Below are 18,616 nucleotides of genomic sequence, written 5' to 3' on the forward strand. Positions count from 1 at the left end.
AGCAGGCTTGCAACGTACCACGTCTGCGCTTTGACGGCAGCGAAGCTCGCCTGCCGGCTCGGGTCCGGGAAGCGCTCACCGGACGCTCAGCCCACGTTCATCGGCAACAACACCATCTGCCTGCCCTGCTGATGCAGACGGGTCTGAATTTCGACAGGCGTCTGGTTATGCAGCCAGGCCGTCAGGAAGTTGACCCGTTTGAAGATCAGCTTGCTGGCAAAGCAAACGCTGTTCGGATACTCGTCCATGGTTGCGTCGGCAAGCTTCATAAACTCGATCACAGGGTGCGTGCCGAAGGCGATCCGGGAATCGGCGGCAATGCCATGCTGGCGGCAAAAGCCGACGTAGTAGGCAAGCGATGCACCGATGGTCTGCTGCAAGCGCTGCAGGTTTTCTTCGCCCTCGTAGCTCTTCGCGTCCACTTCACCCACTGCGAGAAAGATGATGCTCTTGAAGTGGCCGGGAAACAGCCGGTTGACCCACAGCAGCGCATGCATGCTGGCGCCCCGGTGCTTGCCCACCAGCAGGATCGCGGTAGGCTGCGACGGATCGGGCTTGAGCAGCGCCGCATCCTCCGTCTGCGCCGGCGGTGTGCCTGCAAACAGCGCATCCTCCTTGGCGAGTTGTGCACGCGTATCGCTGTAGTGGCGCTTGATAAGAAAGCACAGCGCGATCACTGCGCTAGTCACTAGTACAGTCAGCCAGCCGCCTTCCGTGAATTTCTCGATCAAGGTAATCACGAGCACCGCGCTGGTCACTGTCAGCCCGATCGCGGACAGCACAAAGTGCCGCACCCAGCCCTGCTCGTGGCGATGTTTCCACCAGTAGGTGCACAAACCCAGCAACGACATGCTAAATGTCAAAAACACGTTGATGCTGTACAGCACCACGAGGATATCCACGTTGCCGCGCGTCCACATCAGGATGGCGAGGCTGGAGACACCCATCACGACGATGCCGTTCTGCCGCACGAGGCGCGTCGACAGGTCGCGGAAATGACGCGGCACCCAGGAGTCGGCGGCCATGTTCGACAACACCGCCGGACCGTCGAGAAAGCCGGTTTGCGCACCCACCAGCAGCAGGCCCGCTTCGAAGGCGAGCACGGCGGCCAGCAACGCGTGACGCGCAAACGCCGAGCCGAGACCGAGATGGTCGATCACGCTGCCGAACACCACGGCGTTGAGCGTCTGTCCTTCAACCGGCTTCGCGTGCCACAGCATGTAGAGCAGGATGATGCCGCCCGCCGTGAACGCCAGCGACGAAGCCATGTAGAACATCGTGGTCTTGCCGGCCGGCACGCGCGGCTCGGCCAGCATGTTGACGTTGTTCGACACCGCCTCGAGACCGGTATAGGTCCCGCCGCCCAGCGAGAACGCACGCATCAGCAGCGCGGCGACCACCAGTGGCCCGAGCGAATGCGACATGCTGTGCGCTTCGCCAACGGCGTTGGGCACGACGGCGGCCAGATTGCTGCCGTGCACGGCCACGCCGTAAACGATCAGCCCCAGATGCAGCACCACGAAGCCCATGAAGATCGGCAGCAGGACCATGATCGATTCCCGCATGCCGCGAAAGTTGAGCCCGGTCATGAGCACGATCAGGATCAGTTCGGTCGCCAGCTTGAACTCCTGGGCGCCGACCGGCAACAGGCTGAAGAACGCATCGACGCCGCTCGCAAGCGACGTCGCCACCGTCAGCACATAGTCGACCAGCAGCGCCGCACCGGACACCAGTCCGGGACGAGGACCTAGCAGCGCTGTCGCGACCCGGTAGCCACCGCCGCCGGTCGGGAATAGCTCGATCACCTGGTTGTAGCCCAGCGCAATAACGAACACCGTCGCGGCGGTGGCGATCGCCAGGAAGAGCGCGAGCTGGGTGTGCTGGCCGAGCGCGAGAAACGCCTCTTCCGGCCCGTAGCACGACGAAGACAAACCATCGGCCCCGAGTCCCACCCAAGCGAGTATCGGCGTGACCGCAATGGCATGGCGAGTGCGGGGATCGAGCGGATCGAGGGGCTTGCCGAAGAGTAACTGCCACACCTTGTTCACTGCTGTCATGGCGTCTCCACGCGAGAGGTGTCGTCGGTGTTCTTCGCACTCGAAATGTAGGGCAGTTATCGGCCATCTGCCAGTCGGCGTTACCCCAAACGCTTAAAAAGGCACTCTGCCTCGCGCCGAAACTTGCGATCGCATTGCGTTGACCTGCCCAGCCTTTCAACTTGATTTCAATTCACCATCCAAAGCTTGTTCAGACTTTTCGCTGCGTGCGCGGCTTCACCAGACGAACGCGAATCCGTCATTGCGGAAACAATTTGTTATGTTATAACATCTCGAAATTAACGCACCGGACTGACCTCTGACAGGGTGGACCACAGTCAGGCGCGGCAAGAGGATCTCCCACCCGCACAACAAGAACATGAAACATCACACACTCATCTCGCGTGCTGCGTTGCTGCTGTTTGCGCAGACGATTTCCCTGCATGTCCTCGCCGCCCCGGCGGGTGCGCCGATCGGCGGCACCGTGACCGATACCCAGGGCCATGCGGTGGAAAACGCAGCCGTCTCGATCCAGGATGCCGACGGCCATACGCTTGCGCAAACCCACACCCGTCACGACGGCAGCTTCGTGCTGCCCGGCGTCCAGCCGGGTACCTATGCGGTCACCATCGGCGCAACGGGCTTCGGCGCCAATACCAGCATCGCCACGGTCGGCGACAGCACGCCTGCCCCGCTGAAGGTAGCGCTCGAGAAAGGCACTGCGATGGACGTCAACGTTCAGGCACAGCGCCTCAATGTGGCCCGCAACGGCCTGCAGCCGGAGGTCGGCGCAAGCGTCTACCGCTTCACGCAAGCGGACATCCAGGCGCTGCCGCAAGGCGGCAACACGCCGATCAACCAGGTGCTGCTGCAGGCACCGGGCGTGGCCAACGATTCCTATGGACAGCTCCACGTGCGCGGCGACCACGCCGACCTGCAATACCGCATCAACGGCATCATCATTCCCGAGCCGATCAGCGGCTTCGGGCAATCGCTCGATACGCACATCATCGATCAGGTCAACCTGATTACCGGCGCGCTGCCGGCGCAATATGGCTATAAAACGGCGGGCATTGTCGACATCACTACCAAGTCGGGCGACCTCGGCAACGGCGGCTCGGTCGATGTGTACGGCGGCAGCCACCAGACGCTGCAAAGCAGCGCCGACGTTTATGGCTCGCAAGGCGCGCTCAGCTACTTCTTCACCGGCACACTCGGCGTGAACAACCTCGGCATCGAAGCGCCGACCTCGGACGGCAGTCCGCTGCACGACCATACGCGCCAGGGCAACGGCTTCGGCTACCTGTCGTACATCATCAATCCGCTGACCCGCGTGACGTTGATGGTGGGCACCGCAGCCAACCAGTTCGAACTGCCGAATACCCCGAGTCTGCCGACCAATTACGCGCTAGCCGGGCAGACGACGTTCAATTCCGCCAATCTCAACGAGACGCAATCGGAGCTGAACAACTTCGGCGTGCTGGCCTTGCAGGGCACCAACGGCGGCGCGCTCGACTATCAGGTCTCCCTGTTCACGCGCTATACGCGCACCCAGTTCAATCCCGACGCGATCGGCGATCTGATGTTCAACGGAGTGGCCTCGAACGACTTCCGCAGCAACCAGGCGCAAGGCGTGCAGGCCGATACGACCTACCGCCTCAACGATGCGCACACACTGCGCGGCGGGCTGTGGGTCGAGCAGGAGCACGCCGTCTTCAACGACAGCGTCGCGGTGTTCCCGGCCGACGCCAACGGCAACCAGCTTTCGGATGTTCCGTTCAACATCAACGATTCGGGCGCCAGCACAGGCTACCTGTATAGCGCTTACCTGCAGGACGAATGGAAGCTCAGTAGCAAGCTGACCTTGAACTACGGCCTGCGTTACGACGGCATGGACGAGTACGTGCACGCAAGCCAGTTGAGTCCGCGCATCGGCCTCGTGTTCCAGCCGACCAACGCCACCACATTGCACGCCGGTTACGCGCGCTACTTCACACCGCCTGACTTCGAACTGGTCTCAGCGTCGACCGTCACGCGCTTTAACGGCACCACCAACGCGAGCCAGGTGACCCAGGACAGCCCGGTGCAACCCGAGCGCAGCCACTATTTCGACATCGGCATCACGCAGCGCCTGACGCCCGCGCTGACCGTCGGCCTGGACGCGTACTACAAGATCGCCTCGAACCTGCTTGACGAAGGCCAGTTCGGCACCGCGCTGATCTATACGCCGTTCAATTATCAATACGGCCGCGTGTATGGGCTCGAATTCACCACCAACTACAAACAGGGCAACCTTTCCGCTTATCTGAATCTCGCGTATAGCCGCGCCCAGGGCAAGAACGTCGATTCGGCGCAGTTCAACTTCAGCGCCGCCGAGCTCTCGTATATCGCCAGCAACTGGGTGTTCCTCGATCACGACCAGCGCGTGACCGCTTCGCTCGGCGCGGCCTACGATCTGGGCCAGACCACCTTCACGGCGGATGCGATGGTCGGCAGCGGCTTGCGTAGCGGCTTTGCCAATACCGACAAGCTGCCGTGGTATGGGCAGCTCAATCTGGCCGTGATCGAGCATTTCAACGAACCGGTCGTCGGCAAATTCGACGCGCGCCTCGTGCTGATCAACGCGGTCAACAGCGTGTACGAACTGCGCGACGGTTCGGGAATCGGCGTCGAAGCGCCGCAATACGGCCCGCAGCGCGCCATTTACGCCGGCATCACCAAGCGCTTCTGAGCGCGCTGCTGCTGCCGGGAAAGCAACACGAAGGAGTCTGACCATGAACGACTGGACCAATCTCGCCGACGCAGCCCGTGTCGGCGGCTGGGTGATCTATCCGCTCACCGTGCTGGCGGTCATCGCGCTCGCCATCACGCTCGATCGCGCCTATGCGTTCTGGAGGTTTGCTCGCATGCCGGGGACAACGGATAGCGCCCAGTTTCCCGGCCGCTTGCCGCAGCAGCATGCGTTCAGCCGTATCGGCCGCCTGCTCGACGACTCGCGTGCGCCGCTCTGGCGCATCGAAACGCGGGTCGAAGCCACCGCGACGCAGATCGAGCGCGACATGAGCCGCGGCCTGTGGCTGCTCGAAACCATCGTGACGGCAGCGCCGCTCCTGGGCCTGCTCGGCACGATTGTCGGCATGATGCATTCGTTCAAGCTGATCGGCGGCGATGGCCTCGTGAATCCATCCGGCGTCACCGGCGGCGTGGCGCAGGCGCTGATCGCCACCGCAATCGGTCTGGTGATCGCTCTGGTCGCGCTGTTTGCATTCAACTTCTTTTCGCGCCGCATCGACCGCTTGATGGATGAACTCGAATCGTTCGCCAACGAAGCGCTCAGCGACCTGCGCCTTGCCAGCGAACAGGGCGGACGGCCATCATGAAACTGCGGCGCTCACGCCGCTCGAAGCGCGGCCGCATTGAGATCATTCCGATGATCGATGTAATGTTCTTTCTGCTGGCGACCTTCATGCTGACTTCGCTCGCCATGCAGCGCCTCGACGCCGTGCGGATCAATTTGCCGAACGGGCACGCGCAGCAGATGTCGCAAGATAAACCGCTGACGCTCTCGGTGAACCAGGCGAATCAGGTGTTCGTCAATCAACAGGCGGTGCGGCTCGATCAGGTGACACCGACCATCGCTCGCCTGCTACGCCCCGGTGCCAATGTGGTGGTAGCAGCGGACGATCACGCCTCGCATGGCGTCGTCGTGCAGGCCATGCTGGCGGCACGCCAGGCAGGTGCCGAACACTTCCTCGTCGCCGTGCATCGTGAGTAGCGGCTTGCAACGGCTGTTGTCGCTCGCCGACCGGGAGCGCATCAGGTTCACGCTCGCGCTCGCGCTGGCTGCCGTGCTGTGTCTCGCGCTGCTGGCGCGTTCCGTGGGCTGGCTCACGAACCGCGAACCAGCGCCGCAGGTGCCGAAGCCGATGGAGATGCAACTCGTCGAACTAGCGCCACTGGTGCCGTCGCCTGTTCTGCGGCCTGCTGCGCCGCCCTCGCCCATCATGCCGGCCACGCATGCAGCGACGCCGGCCACCGTGAAACTCATGCCGCGCGAAGCGCAGCTCGCGCATGCGGCCGCGCCGCTGCGTGCCCCTGCTCCGCAACCGCACGAAGAAGCCCGTGCGCCGATGCCTGAGCCTGTCGCTCGCGATCAACCCGTGACGTCTTCGACGCAAGCGCAAGCGCCCGCCGCCGTCTCCGTCGCGCAGGCTGCCTCAGCCACATCGGCATCGTCGGGCAGCGTGAACTCCACTGCGCCGTCCCCGCCCTCCGGCAGCACCCAGGCGCGCCTTCTCTCGCAACCGGTGCCCGTGCTGCCCGACGACCTACGCGAACAAGGCTATCAGGTGACGGCGATCGCGCATTTCAAGGTGCATCCCGACGGAACGTTCGACGTCGAACTGGTTAAGCCCACGCAAAATCCGCGGCTCAACCAGATTCTGCTGGAGACGCTGCATCGCTGGCGCTTCTTTCCAGCGATGGAAAACGGCCATCCGGTAGAAAGCGATCAGGATGTGCGGGTGCACTTCTCCGTGAGCTGACCGGCTACGCGCAACCGTTCGGAACGATATGACAAGGACTACATACTGAAATCAGCCGCCATATCTTCGTCGCTGCGCGCCTCGAGTTCTCCGCTACGGCAGGCCTTCATGAACGCATCGTAGTCTTTCTCGACCTGATCCGCGCAGACGAACGCATACTCGGTCAGCGCTTCGGCAAACTGATCTCCCCTGCCGATATAGGCGCTGATCTCAATGGCTTTGCCGCTCGCCTTGGCATGCGCGCGCGCCATGACCCAGCCGCAGAGTTTCGCGTAACCTTCGAGCAGATCGTTGTCGAACAGCTCGATATTGGCCGAGAGTTTCATATCCCGCAGTTGCCGGAAATAGAAATGGCGGCCCGAAGGCCCGGTCGCCCAGCCGAGGAAAATATCGCTGGCCGCCTGCAGTACCCGCTGCCCGCGCACGACACGCTCGCCGTCGTGCTGCAAAGACGGCCCCTTGAAATACTGTTCGATAACCGACTGGCGTGCTTCCTTGATCTGCAGGAAGAGCGGCTTGCCCATGTGGTCGGTGTTCAGGAGCACCAGACAGCGCGTGCCCACGCTGCCGACCCCCACTACCTTGAACACCAGATCCTGCTGCGAGAAATGGCTGAGCAGTTCGCGCCGGTCGTGGCTGAGCGTTTTCAGATATTCGCCGTACATCGGCCCGATCAGCTTGCGCCAGTCGCCGAGCGTAAACCAGTCGTCTTCGGCTTCGAACATCGTGTTCGCACCGTGTACGTGAAAGAGGCCGGGGGGCGCGTCACGGATCATGAGGTGATCGCCATCGTGCTCGCACATTTTGTCGAGCATGCTTTCCTGGGTACGCCCAGCGGCCTTTTCCATGCCGCGCTTGACCGTGCGGCGACGCTCCGGTGTCAATGCGGTTTCCGCCATGCGGTCGAAGGTAATGCGGTCGTACCAGAGTTCGAGCGCCCCGCATTGCGCATACTGCGTCATGCGATCGCGGTATTCGTTCACCGCCGTCATCACCAGATCGGCAGCGAAGCCGCGGCTCAGGCGCATATGCCGCGCGGCCACCACCAGACTCGCGGTCAAGCGCTTGATATCCCATTCGAACGGCCCCAGCGCGACTTCGTCGAAGTCGTTCAGGTCGAACACCAGTTGGCGTTCAGGCGTGGCGAACCCGCCAAAGTTCATCAGATGACCGTCGCCACAAATCGGCATGACGATCCCGGTGTCGGGAATCCGGCTCAGGTCGTGCGCCTGAATGATCGCGCTGCCGCGAAAGAACGTGAAAGGCGACACAGCCATGCGGCCGTAGCGCAACGGCACCAGCTTCTGCACCCGCCCCTCGCTGCTTTGCTTGAGCAAATCGATCGGGTTGCGGTGGATATCGCCGAGCGTGCGATGGCTCGAACGTTTGGAATGCTCGCGCGCCGCCCGGCCAATGGCCTCCCGTTCCGCGATGCTGCTGGCTTTCATGCTCTTCTCCGTTATGGTGACTCGCCGTAGCCGGCATGGGCCTGCACCCATGCCGGTACCGTGCCGACTCGCCCTGAGTGCAGGCGCGCCGGATCGCACTGTTCGTTTTATCTTCGAAGACCGCCTAACTGCCACGCTGGCAAGCGCCATCGCGTGCCCGTATTAAATCCTGTGAAGAACGCCGGCGCAAGTGCATTCGCGCCAGATAGCAGAAGGGGCGGGAGCCGCTACTGCGCTCCCGCCCCTTCTCCCGCACGGCCGGCTACTTCACCGCGCGAAAATAGCAGACCGGTGTGGCCGGTGCTGTCATGCCCGTGTCATCGGGCCGCGTCATCCTCGCGAGCCGTCACTGCGCCGGCTGCCCCAGCGTCGCCGGCGATTTAATCGCGCAGTTCGCACTCACGCTCGAACCGTCCGCGAAGCTCAGCGTAAGCGGCAGCGTGGCGCCGATCTTCAACGGCTTTGCCGGCTCTTCGAGCATCACGTGATAGCCCGACGGGGCGAAGCTGACCGAACCGTGCGCCGGAACTGGCACCGACGACACCATCTCCATCTTCGCCATGCTGCCATTGCTCTCGCTGCGATGCATCATCGCCATGCCGAAGGCGGGCGTCGCGACCTCGCTCAAAGTGACGGGCTTATCGCCATTGTTGCGCAGCGTGAAATAGCCGGCGGATGGCACCGAAGCCGGCATCGCCCGGACCCAGCACTGCTCGACCTGCACGCCGGCGGCCTGGGATTCGGCTGCCTGAGCATTCCACGCTAGACACGCCACGGCCACGCCGACGCTCCATTGAATCAACTTGCCTGCTTTCATCATTCACTCCTCTAGTTAAAACGCGTCATGCATGCCAGCCAGGACACAGTGTCCCAGGCCGGCGTATTGGCTCGCCGGGTTCGCGTGACGGAAGCCGCCATGGCGCGTTGACGTCGTCGAGACAACGCCAATGCGGCCAGCGAAACCGGCAACACTACAGATTGGGAAAAATCAGAGAACGGCAGGCGGCGCGCGAGGCTGCGCCGAAGTGACGAGGGAAATCGATCGCGTATTGGCGCTCGCGTGCACAGTGACGGCATGCGCAAACACCGCCTGCGTGACGAACACGATGCCGGCCGGAGGCACGACGGGGAAATGGGCAAGCAGGCCGCAATAACCACAAGCCTGCCAATGGAACACGAGCGGATGCGGCGCGCTTCGTTCGACGTCCGTAACATCCTGCGCCGCCGTACAGCGCTCGGCAAGCGCCGTGTCGAGCCGCTCATGCGAGCTTAGCGCCTGCGATACCGTGGGCGCGAGCGTCGCCATCAGGATTGCGAGCAATCCGAGGATACTGCCGATCTTCTGGAGATGGCGACGCAACATGCGGCGGAAGCTGGAAAATGAAAGCCGGTGGATTATGCCACGCGTCGCCGTGCCGGGCCGCGTGCCCGGGCTGAGAAAAATCAATGCGCAGGAAACGGCGCGATCGTGGCGGTACGAAGATCGCCCGGCAATGCGGCGAGCCGCTCACGTGCGACGCTTGCCAGTTGATCGAAGGCGGCGCGTCGGCGACCCGCCAACGGCACTGCGCTTGAACGGCTCGTCAGCTTGAGTGGATCGGTAGGCTGATTGTTCAGGCGAACCTCGAAGTGCAGATGCGGGCCGGTCGCGACACCGGTCTGGCCGACGGCGCCCAACGGTTGTCCCTGACTGACTTGCGCGCCCACTCTCAACCCCTTGGCGAAGGCCGAGAGATGCGCGTAATAGGACGTATAGCCCTTCGGGTGACGCAGTACGACATGCTTGCCATAGCCACTGTCGTTACCGACGAACTGCACCGTACCCGCTGAGGCGGCAACGACCGGCGTACCGGGCGCCGCAGTGAGGTCCACGCCGGTATGCAGAAGACGCTCTCCGGTCACCGGATGAATGCGATACCCGAACGGCGAACTCACGCGCACGTAATTCAATGGCATGGCGAACGGCTCGGCGAGCAGACGCTGGCCGTCGAACGAGTAGTAGTCGCCAGCCGTTCTGCCTGGCGCGACGAACCAGACGGCCTGGTAAGTCCGGCCCGCGAGGCGCAGCTCGACCGCCGTCACGCGTGCGCTGGAGGCGCCTGCGCGCTTGCCTGCGGCCCGTTCATAGACGATACGGTAGTAGTCGCCAGCTTGAGCCGGTTTCGTCGCGTCCAGACGCCCGGCGAAGATGCGGCCGAGTTGCGCGGCCAGATCCACCGGCAAACCCACCGGCGTCCATGCCGCGTGCAAACCACCCTTGATCTCCCCCGCGTAGGTGCCCACGTCTGCCCGCGGCATGTCCAATGGAGCGGCGCCTGAGAGCGTGGGATGAGCGCCATTGGTCACAAGCGGCCCAGCACCGTTGACAAGGCTAAGCGTCTTGCTGGTACCGACGACAACCCGTCCGGCCCATTCACGCGTGCTGGCAGGAGGCGCAGGCGGTACGCACGCGGAGGGGCTGAGCTGGCACAGCGTCACCAGCACCGATTCATTGAGCGACAGCACGACCGGGGGGCGGGCGTGCAGATCGTTGCGAAGGAAAGGCAGTGCATGCAAGCCATCGGATGCAATTTGCATCACGGATGAGATGGGCAGATTCACGCCAGGCAGCCGGTTTGCGCCGCCCGGCACCTGGGATTGCGCGCCCGGCTTGGGCCCTTCCACTGCGATTCGGCTCGTACCGGGCGCTGCCGCCCGGCTGAGCGTCTTCGAGACGGCCCCCGACGCCACAGGCGTGCCCAGCGCGACCATCGCGCTGCCCAGCAATGCCGCACTGGCGGCAACACCCATCGGGGACTTGCGTTTGAGTTGAGCCCGCGGGCTCGTATCAGTGGAATAGACCTGCTCGGGCGCGAGGATGTTACGTAGATACAGCCACATTACGTAGAAATCTCGCAGTCGAAACAGAAGGCTGCGGGCATGAGCGACAGTGCAACGACACTTGGCAGCCGTACGGAACAGATGGCAGGTCCCTTTTAGGGGATCTGGGACATCGGACTGCACAGCCCGGCAACAGGAAGCAAGAGTCTACTGACAGCGGCAGCTCTAAAAAATAGGACTAGTCCTGACTTATCCGACCTACTCCCGGCTGCCAACGCGGCTCGTTGCACCGCCGCGTGAGCCCCATTTTGTGAGATAACCACGGCCCTGTCTGCGCGACCGAGCGTCGCAGCCCGGGGCGACGGCGCTTCGCTTAGGGTCAGGCGCCTCTTGCACGGTGGCATGAGAGTGGTCAAGATGGAGAGCGCTGCCAGCCCCACAGCGGCGCATCAATCGGTCTGCGTATCGACCGGTGCTGCGACCACGCTGTCACCCCGCTATCCGCTTTACAAGGTCGGACATGAACATCGGTACTTACGGCACACTCGTCGCCGCCTCACTGGTCCTGCTGCTCGGCAACCGGCTCGTAACGTGGATCCCGCTCCTGCGCGCTTATACGATTCCCGAGCCGGTGGCCGGCGGTCTCGTCGCGGCGGTTTCCCTTCTGGTGCTGCGGCTCACCGGCAACATTGAGGTTCGCTTCGATACAAGCCTGCAGCCGCCCATGATGCTGGCGTTCTTCGCCACCATCGGCCTGAACGCCAATCTCTCGAGCCTCAAGCGCGGCGGCCCGCTGCTGCTGCGCTTTCTGGGCGTGGTGATCGGCTTGCTGATTCTGCAGAACGCCGTCGGTATCGGCCTCGCCTACGTGCTCGGCGTCGACCCGCTGTTGGGCCTGCTAGGCGGCTCGATCACGCTATCCGGTGGCCACGGTACAGGCGCGGCGTGGAGCAAGGTGTTCGCCGAACACCACGGCCTGCAGTCGGCCACCGAGGCCGCCATTGCCTGCGCAACCTTCGGCCTCGTAATGGGCGGCATCCTCGGAGGCCCGGTCGCCCGGCTGCTGATGCGCCGTGTGCAGCCGCCGAAGCCTACGACTGCCACAACGGCTCAGCGCGCTCAGGATGAGCCGCGTTCCGCCACAACCACGGCCTCGCCCCCGGTCACAGCCACGCCTGCGGAGCCGCCACTGGCCTTCGAAGAGCCGCAAGCCGAGCAGGCCACCACACCTGCCGCGTTCATCGCCACGCTCTCGTTGATCGCCATTAGCCTCGCCGGTGGCGAAACGCTAGCGAATCTGCTTGCGGGTACAACCTTCGAGTTGCCGAGCTTTGTCTGCGTGCTGTTCGTCGGCGTGCTGTTGAGCAATGGTCTCGCACTGGCAGGCAAGCCCGTGATCGAGCATGCCGTGGCGCTGCTCGGCAATGTGAGTCTCGCGCTGTTCCTCGCCATGGCGCTGATGACGCTCAGACTCTGGGACCTGGCGGCGTTGGCGTTGCCGGTCATCTCGTTGCTGGCCGCGCAAACCGTCTTGATGGTGCTGTATGCGAGCTTCGTGACCTTTCGCGTGATGGGCCGCAACTACGACGCCGTGGTGCTGGCCGCGGGGCATTGCGGCTTCGGGCTGGGCGCGACGCCCACCGCGATCGCGAACATGCAGGCAGTCACGAATCGCTTCGGCCACTCGCATGTGGCGTTTCTGGTAGTGCCGATGGTGGGTGCGTTCTTCATCGATATCGCCAACGCCATCGTGATTAAAGGCTACCTCGCGTTGCCGATTTTTCACTAAGGGAGAAAAGGCGGCGCACACTCAGAGCACAATCGCGGTTTTAGGATGCCTCTCATTCCCGCGGAGTTCCTTCTGGCTAACAATCTCGCCTTTCCTCGCCTCTCGCCAGGATCGCCGCCGGTCACGTCCCAGGTGAGGCGATCGGTCTGGCGTGCTCACTTCGACGTGAAATCGACCTTGTTCAGACGCGCTGGCATCGCTTTCGCCGCGCTCCAGCTATCCGCGTGTTCGTGGTTCAGCTTCTTGCACCCCGCGCCGGATACGCAGCATGCGGCGGCTTCGCTAGGCGTGGCGCCTGCCAGTGAGTTCGTTTATATGCCGGCCCGCAATGGCCAGATATCGGCCAACCGTATCGAGAATACGGCGATGACCGCGATCGTCCTCAAAACCAATATCGACGAAGCGGTACGCAATAGCGTCGCGCATCAAATGCAACTAGCCGGGTTCAATGCGGCAAACCCAGGCAGAGTGCTGAGCGGACGAATCGAGGCGTTCTCCGTCAACGATGCGCGGGCGCCGGCGGTCTGGACACTGAAGGTCCATTACGTCGTGCGTGAAGTCGCAACGCAAAGGGTCGTGTATGCATCGACCAAGACGGTCAGGCTGAAGTGCGCGAAGTTTACCAATGTCAAGATCGCGCTGGATGATACGGTCAAGCTCAGCGTCGAAGCACTGGTCGGTGATACAGGCTTTGCCAAGGCCGTCGAGTAGTTTGCCATCGCTCCCCTACACCTTAATGAGCCTCAGTGTTAACGCGCAAAACGCGCGCTATGCGCGCACATCCGTTCGCCAATCGCGCAGTTGACCCCAAACGCGGATTGTAGAAGGCCTACAGTCTCATTATTCTTCGGGAATCTCGCAGCGGATAGCGCGCGGTAACCGGCCAAAAGGAGCCGAGCGGCACACGAACCTCGGCTGCGGTTCCAGGCATACAGGAAGGAGACACCCAATGACCACAGCAGTATCGACAGCGGCCCCACGCGACGCCGCCAGCAATGGAAGCCGCGCCCGCCGCGCCGCACTAGGCAGCTTTGTCGGCGCGGTGGTCGACTGGTACGACTTCCTGCTGTACGGCATCGTCGCCGCACTCGTGTTCAACACCCAGTTCTTTCCGCAGGTCAGCGCGGCGATGGGCACGCTCGCGGCCTTCGCGACCTTTGGCGTCGGCTTCCTGTTCCGTCCGCTCGGCGGCTTCATCTTCGGCCACTACGGCGATCGCCTCGGCCGCAAGCGCATGCTGGTGCTGACCGTCATGATGATGGGCCTTTCCACTGCGGCGATCGGCCTGCTGCCGTCGTTTCGCAGCATTGGCTGGTGGGCGCCGGTGCTGCTCGTGACGCTGCGCGCCATTCAGGGTTTTGCGGTTGGCGGCGAATGGGGTGGCGCGGCTCTGATGGCCGTCGAAAGCGCGCCCGAGAAAAAGAAGGCGTTCTACAGCAGCGGCGTGCAGGTCGGCTATGGCGTCGGCCTCGTGCTCGCTACAGGCCTCGTGTCGATCATCAGCCACTCGATGGACAACGCCACCTTCCTCGCCTGGGGCTGGCGCTTGCCGTTCCTGTTCAGCGTGGTGCTGGTGCTGATTGCGCTGTGGATCCGCTCGAATATGGAAGAGTCGAAGGAGTTCGTCGAGAAGGTGGTTGAAAAAGGCGCTGTGCGGCCGCGCTTGCCGATCGTCGAAGCGTTGCTCAAGCATCCGAAGGCATTTCTGTTAATCATCGCGCTGCGTCTTGCGGAACTGTTCACGATGTATATCGTGACGGCCTTCGCGCTGAACTACTCGACCGCGAACCTCGGCATGCCGCGCACGTTCTTCCTGAACATCGGGCTGCTGGTGGGTGCGCTGAGTTGCCTGACGATCCCCTGCTTCGCGTGGCTTGCCGACCGCTTCGGCCGGCGCCGCGTGTATATGGTCGGCGCACTGGTCGGCATGCTGAGCGCCGTGCCGTTCTTCCTCGCCCTCGAAGCGCGTGCGACGGTGTGGATCGTGGTCTTCGCAGTGATGCTCGCGAACGTGGCGCACGACATGGTGGTGAGTGTGCAGCAACCGATGTTCACCGAACTGTTCGGCACCGAGTACCGCTATAGCGGCGCGGGGGTCGGCTACCAGGTGGCAAGCGTGGTAGGTGGCGGTTTTACGCCCTTCATCGCCGTAGGACTGGTAAGCCTCGCGGGTGGCTCGTGGCATCCGGTGGCGGTTTATTTGGGTGTCGGTTGTCTGATTTCGCTGCTGGTCGCCGCACGCATGAAAACCGGTCGTACGGTGGCTTAGGGAGATGACGCTGCCTCGCCTCCCTAAGCGGCAATACCTTCGCGTCAAGCACCTTGGTTAGCTCTTGACGCCCTGCTCAACGCGTTACCACTGATAAGCCGCGCCGGCCCCGACCGTGGTGGTGGCTGAACTGATGCCGGCACCGATCTTGACTTTCAGGTTTTGTGTGACGCGAGCCGACAGACCCACCGCCGTCGCCTGATAGCCCTTATAGCCCGCCGTCCCCACACCGATGGCGAGATTCTTGTTCGCATCGACTTCCGGGATCATGGTCAGCGCAATCGCAGATGCGGTTCCGCTGTAGGCATTACGCGCCAGGTCGGTCATACCAGACTGGAACTGCCCCATGTTCACAGCGTCGGTAGGCGTCTGGCCAGGTGCGACGTTGGTGATACGCCGCTCGTTGCCCGACGACCCGACCGACACCGTATTGGCCTGATCGGCCACCGATCCCTGGCCGATGGCAACCGAGTTCGCGCCGCTGGCGGTTGAGCCACCGCCAATCGCCGTGGAGTTGGTACCGGTTGCCGCAGCCGGTGTGCCGCTGGTGGTGTTACTGGCGATATCGCTGGAGCCAGTTGTCTGCACGTTCTGCACGGCCTGGGTGAGACTGCTGACCTGCTGGTTGGTGCTCCAGAGTTGCGCGCCGGTGACGGCGTCTGTGCTGGTTGCCGACAGATCCCCGGCCTGCAGGTTGGTCAACTTCACCGGCGGCGCGGTGGTCGAGCCGCCGAGCGTCACGGAGTTGTGCGCGGAACTGTCGTACTGCAGCGCATTCGCCACCGAGCCGCTGATCGAGCCGACCGTGGTCTGCAGGCTCGCGATGTCATTGGTGTTCTGCGTTACTCGACCGTCGAGATTGCTGAGCGCGCCGCCGACGCTGTTCACCGTCGTACCTCCGACGTTGTAGCTTGGCGCGGTGATCGTGCCATCGCTGTTGACCGTCGAGCCGCCGCCGAGCGCCACCGCTGTGCTGTTCGCGTGCGCATAGAGCTGCGAACCGTTGACGGCATCTGCGCTGGAAACACTGACGGCACCCGGCGCGACACCGGTGAGCACCCGGTTGCCCGCTGTACCCGCGATGTTGATCAGCGTGCCGTCCGTCGCCGCGCCCAGGTTGATGGTACGACTCGTCACGTCCTGTGCAATGAGGCCGGTATTATCCGCGGCGAGGCTCTGTTGCAGGGTCGTCAGGCCGTTGTCGAGCGAGCCGAGCGCGTCTCCCACGCTAGTCTGTGTACCGCCCTGCACGTGGTACGTGGGCGCCGTGACCGAGCCGTCGGCATTGATCTGCGCACCTCCACCCAGCGCGGAAACGAGTGGCCTGAGCTGGCCTACGTTGACAGCCGAGCCGTCGGTCGTGCCGGACGCAACCCCTAACAGCTCACGCGGACCGGCCGTACCCGTGAAGTCGACGTGCGTGCCGTCCGTGTCCTTGGCGACAGTCAGATCGCTCGTGGTGGGATCCTGTTGCACGAGGCCTTCTATGCTGTCGCTGATCCGATTCGCGAGGCTCGTCATGGAGCGTTCAACCGTCTTGACACGGGTGTCGAGATTCGCAATGTCGCCGGCATTCTTCGCGATGTCGCTGGTGTTTTGAGCAAGGTCGCTCGTCACCGGCGCTGCGCCCAGCAACATCGACTCCACTCCGCTAGTTTGCTGCGCATTCTCGGCGACTTGCGCCTGCAGCGCGATAAGTTGGCTGACGGTCGATGAATTGGTACCGGTCAGAATGTTGTAGACCTGGCCGACGGTTGCCGCATCGCTCATGTCCCGGCCATCTGCCACGTCAATGATGCGTCTTTGCATACCCTTGTTCCCAACCGCCAGCGTGTAGTCCTCGCTCGCCAACGAACCAAAACCAATTGCAACAGCCCCAACGCCCATCGCGCGTGCCCCCGCACCAATGGCGACCGATTGGTAGTTGTTGGCAAAGGCGTTGCCGCCGATCGCCACCGAGTCGCGGCCCGCCGCCTGAGCCTGCATCGCGGTCGAGATCACCTTGATGTACTTCGTCGTGTTACTGACACTCGCGTCAAGCGCGTTCAGTTGACCAACAGTCGCTGCGTCGGTTGGATTCGTGCCATCCGCCACGTTGGTAATACTACGTTCCGCTCCCTGACTGCCCACCGACACCGTGTTGGGTGCGTCGGTCATCGAGTTTGTACCGATGGCCGTGGAGTTGGCATATCGTGCCATCGCCCCTGTACCGATCGCTATCGCGTTGTTGCCACTGGCATAAGTGTTGGCACCAACAGCGATGCCCCCATCGCCCAGTGCTTTCGCCCCGGGTGCGGCCGAACTCACCGCGACGTACTTCGACACATCGCCCCCCGTGCCTGTGTTGACGGCACGCAACGCATCCCCGACGTTGTTGTACGTACGACCGCCAATCACGTAGTCCGGCGCCGAAACCGTGCCGTCCTTGTTCACCGCCGTCCCGAGCGCAACCCCGCCGGCTCCGTCGACTTCGGCAAGCTCGCCAAGGGCAGTGCCTCGCGTACCCGACGCACTCACCAACGCGCCACGGCCGATCGCAGTACTGCCACGCCCTGCGGCATTAGCGGGTGCGTCGTCCGTACGAGGATTAGAGCCGCCCGTCGTATCGCCGGTGGCCGTACCAAATGCCACAAAAGGCGAACCCGCCCCGCCGCCGTTGACAATGTTGTTGACGGTGCTGGTGACGTTGGCGAGATTGCTGGTGACATTGGCCAGGTTGCCTGCCACGTTCGAGACATTCTGGTTCGTCTGATAGAGCTGCGAACCATTCACTGCGTCTGTGCTCAAGGGCGACACGCTGCCTTGAGCAAGATTGGTGATCTTCGTGCCGATTGCGCCCTTCAGCGTGATCGCGCTGCGCGACGCGCTGTCGTACGAGACGACACTGTTCGTCACCACGCCACTGCTCACACTCGCGCCCATCGCCTGAAGCTGCGCCAGGTTAACCGCGTCCATTGCATTCGTACCATTGGCCACGCTGGTGATCTGGCGCGAACCCACATCAACCGTATTGGCGCGGTTGGCCACCGTGCCCTGGCCCAAGGCAACGGCATTGTTTGCGCTGGCGGTCGAATACTTGCCCAGCGCGATAGCATTGCTCGCGCTGGCTACAGCGCCGCGGCCAATAGCGATCTGGTCAATGCCACCGCCTGCGCCGACGGTAGCAACGGCGCCTGACCCGATCGCAATGGCCCCTTGAGAGCTTGCCACCGGTGCTTTATCCGTGCCGTCGTTCATGCCGTTCACCGTGACATAGCTGGTCACAGGAGTCGCGCTCAACAGCATCGACTTCACGCCGTTCGCTGCAGCCGAAGGCGTGTCAGGGACAGCACTGTCGTTGGCGGCTGCGAATGCGCCGGCTGGAAGCATCGCCGCCGAAACCGTCAACGCCGATAGCGCAAGGACTGGCAACGCGCCGCCCGATGTGGCCACAGCGGCTAACAACGCCACATTCCGCGTCTTGCACCCAGACGACTTCTTGCCACGCCCCTTCGCGTTCTCCCCAACAGCCACAAACGTATCAGAAGACGCATTCCATACAGTTTTATAAGACTGGTTCAAGATTTACCCCTTACTCTTATATGAACGATATGCCCCAAACAGGACGGATTTTTCCTATGGATTCCTAACGAAATAGCAGAAAAAAATAAATTCGTAAGAATCCTCTCTCCCTGCGAACACCCGAGATCCAGCCACACAACGAAATACTC

General features: G+C 62.8%; 13 protein-coding genes. 7 read left to right on the forward strand and 6 right to left on the reverse strand.

From position 1 onward, the window contains the following. Window positions 1–86: 86 nt before the first annotated feature. Window positions 87–2,057: an APC family permease gene (locus BLQ92_RS33245; protein WP_090692904.1), complete on the reverse strand. Its 1,971-nt coding sequence runs from the start codon at window positions 2,055–2,057 to the stop codon at window positions 87–89. A 358-nt stretch (window positions 2,058–2,415) separates the two neighbouring features. Here BLQ92_RS33245 and BLQ92_RS33250 point away from each other — a divergent pair, with 358 nt between their 5' ends. Genes BLQ92_RS33250 through BLQ92_RS33265 form a run of 4 tightly spaced genes read left to right on the forward strand, consistent with a single transcriptional unit; the run spans window position 2,416 to window position 6,580 of the window. Further along, window positions 2,416–4,767 carry a TonB-dependent receptor gene (locus BLQ92_RS33250; RefSeq protein ID WP_090692909.1) on the forward strand — a complete coding sequence of 784 codons (2,352 nt, stop codon included), beginning with the start codon at window positions 2,416–2,418 and terminating at the stop codon, window positions 4,765–4,767. Window positions 4,768–4,810: 43 nt separating this feature from the next. Continuing rightward, the gene (locus BLQ92_RS33255) at window positions 4,811–5,416 is read left to right on the forward strand and encodes a MotA/TolQ/ExbB proton channel family protein (protein WP_090692913.1); all 606 of its coding nucleotides are present in this window, start codon (window positions 4,811–4,813) and stop codon (window positions 5,414–5,416) included. Further along, window positions 5,413–5,811: an ExbD/TolR family protein gene (locus BLQ92_RS33260; protein ID WP_090692917.1), complete on the forward strand. Its 399-nt coding sequence runs from the start codon at window positions 5,413–5,415 to the stop codon at window positions 5,809–5,811. Before BLQ92_RS33255 ends, BLQ92_RS33260 begins: the two co-directional genes overlap by 4 nt. Further along, window positions 5,774–6,580, forward strand: a complete 807-nt coding sequence (locus tag BLQ92_RS33265) for an energy transducer TonB (protein WP_244106224.1) — start codon at window positions 5,774–5,776, stop codon at window positions 6,578–6,580. The genes BLQ92_RS33260 and BLQ92_RS33265 overlap by 38 nt, the downstream gene beginning before the upstream one ends. A 38-nt stretch (window positions 6,581–6,618) precedes the next feature. Here BLQ92_RS33265 and BLQ92_RS33270 read toward each other — a convergent pair whose 3' ends face one another. The 4 genes from BLQ92_RS33270 to BLQ92_RS40960 form a co-directional block, all read right to left on the reverse strand. Beyond that, the gene (locus BLQ92_RS33270) at window positions 6,619–8,028 is read right to left on the reverse strand and encodes a DUF2252 domain-containing protein (RefSeq protein ID WP_090692921.1); all 1,410 of its coding nucleotides are present in this window, start codon (window positions 8,026–8,028) and stop codon (window positions 6,619–6,621) included. Window positions 8,029–8,374: 346 nt separating this feature from the next. Further along, window positions 8,375–8,845: a copper chaperone PCu(A)C gene (locus tag BLQ92_RS33275; RefSeq protein ID WP_425194925.1), complete on the reverse strand. Its 471-nt coding sequence runs from the start codon at window positions 8,843–8,845 to the stop codon at window positions 8,375–8,377. Window positions 8,846–9,016: 171 nt separating this feature from the next. Further along, window positions 9,017–9,391, reverse strand: a complete 375-nt coding sequence (locus BLQ92_RS33280; RefSeq protein WP_090692929.1) for a DUF2946 domain-containing protein — start codon at window positions 9,389–9,391, stop codon at window positions 9,017–9,019. 80 nt (window positions 9,392–9,471) lie between these two features. Further along, on the reverse strand, window positions 9,472–10,908 hold the full coding sequence (locus BLQ92_RS40960) for a M23 family metallopeptidase (RefSeq protein WP_244106223.1): 1,437 nt from the start codon (window positions 10,906–10,908) through the stop codon (window positions 9,472–9,474). A 460-nt stretch (window positions 10,909–11,368) separates the two neighbouring features. On the opposite strand from BLQ92_RS40960, the gene gltS reads away from it, so the two are divergent. The 3 genes from gltS (at window position 11,369) to shiA (ending at window position 14,906) form a co-directional block, all read left to right on the forward strand. Further along, window positions 11,369–12,637 (forward strand): sodium/glutamate symporter, encoded by a 1,269-nt coding sequence (gltS, locus tag BLQ92_RS33290; protein WP_090692932.1) that lies wholly within the window; start codon window positions 11,369–11,371, stop codon window positions 12,635–12,637. Window positions 12,638–12,814: 177 nt separating this feature from the next. Next, window positions 12,815–13,348, forward strand: coding sequence for a hypothetical protein (locus BLQ92_RS33295; protein ID WP_090693111.1), 534 nt, complete (start codon window positions 12,815–12,817; stop codon window positions 13,346–13,348). Between the two features lie 238 nt (window positions 13,349–13,586). Next, on the forward strand, window positions 13,587–14,906 hold the full coding sequence (shiA, locus tag BLQ92_RS33300) for a shikimate transporter (RefSeq protein ID WP_090692936.1): 1,320 nt from the start codon (window positions 13,587–13,589) through the stop codon (window positions 14,904–14,906). An 84-nt stretch (window positions 14,907–14,990) separates the two neighbouring features. On the opposite strand, the gene BLQ92_RS33305 is transcribed toward shiA, so the two are convergent. Beyond that, window positions 14,991–18,467 carry a YadA-like family protein gene (locus tag BLQ92_RS33305; RefSeq protein ID WP_244106221.1) on the reverse strand — a complete coding sequence of 1,159 codons (3,477 nt, stop codon included), beginning with the start codon at window positions 18,465–18,467 and terminating at the stop codon, window positions 14,991–14,993. Between the last annotated feature and the right edge of the window lie 149 nt (window positions 18,468–18,616).

It is taken from the genome of Paraburkholderia phenazinium, from assembly GCF_900100735.1.
Taxonomy (GTDB): Bacteria; Pseudomonadota; Gammaproteobacteria; order Burkholderiales; family Burkholderiaceae; genus Paraburkholderia; species Paraburkholderia phenazinia.

Coding starts and splice junctions, on each gene's coding strand:
- BLQ92_RS40960 (WP_244106223.1), bottom strand. CDS start 10,908: ATGTGGCTGTATCTACGTAACATCCTCGCGCCCGAGCAGGTCTATTCC.
- BLQ92_RS33270 (WP_090692921.1), bottom strand. CDS start 8,028: ATGAAAGCCAGCAGCATCGCGGAACGGGAGGCCATTGGCCGGGCGGCG.
- BLQ92_RS33280 (WP_090692929.1), bottom strand. CDS start 9,391: ATGTTGCGTCGCCATCTCCAGAAGATCGGCAGTATCCTCGGATTGCTC.
- BLQ92_RS33245 (WP_090692904.1), bottom strand. CDS start 2,057: ATGACAGCAGTGAACAAGGTGTGGCAGTTACTCTTCGGCAAGCCCCTC.
- BLQ92_RS33250 (WP_090692909.1), top strand. CDS start 2,416: ATGAAACATCACACACTCATCTCGCGTGCTGCGTTGCTGCTGTTTGCG.
- BLQ92_RS33260 (WP_090692917.1), top strand. CDS start 5,413: ATGAAACTGCGGCGCTCACGCCGCTCGAAGCGCGGCCGCATTGAGATC.
- BLQ92_RS33275 (WP_425194925.1), bottom strand. CDS start 8,845: ATGAAAGCAGGCAAGTTGATTCAATGGAGCGTCGGCGTGGCCGTGGCG.
- BLQ92_RS33255 (WP_090692913.1), top strand. CDS start 4,811: ATGAACGACTGGACCAATCTCGCCGACGCAGCCCGTGTCGGCGGCTGG.
- gltS (WP_090692932.1), top strand. CDS start 11,369: ATGAACATCGGTACTTACGGCACACTCGTCGCCGCCTCACTGGTCCTG.
- shiA (WP_090692936.1), top strand. CDS start 13,587: ATGACCACAGCAGTATCGACAGCGGCCCCACGCGACGCCGCCAGCAAT.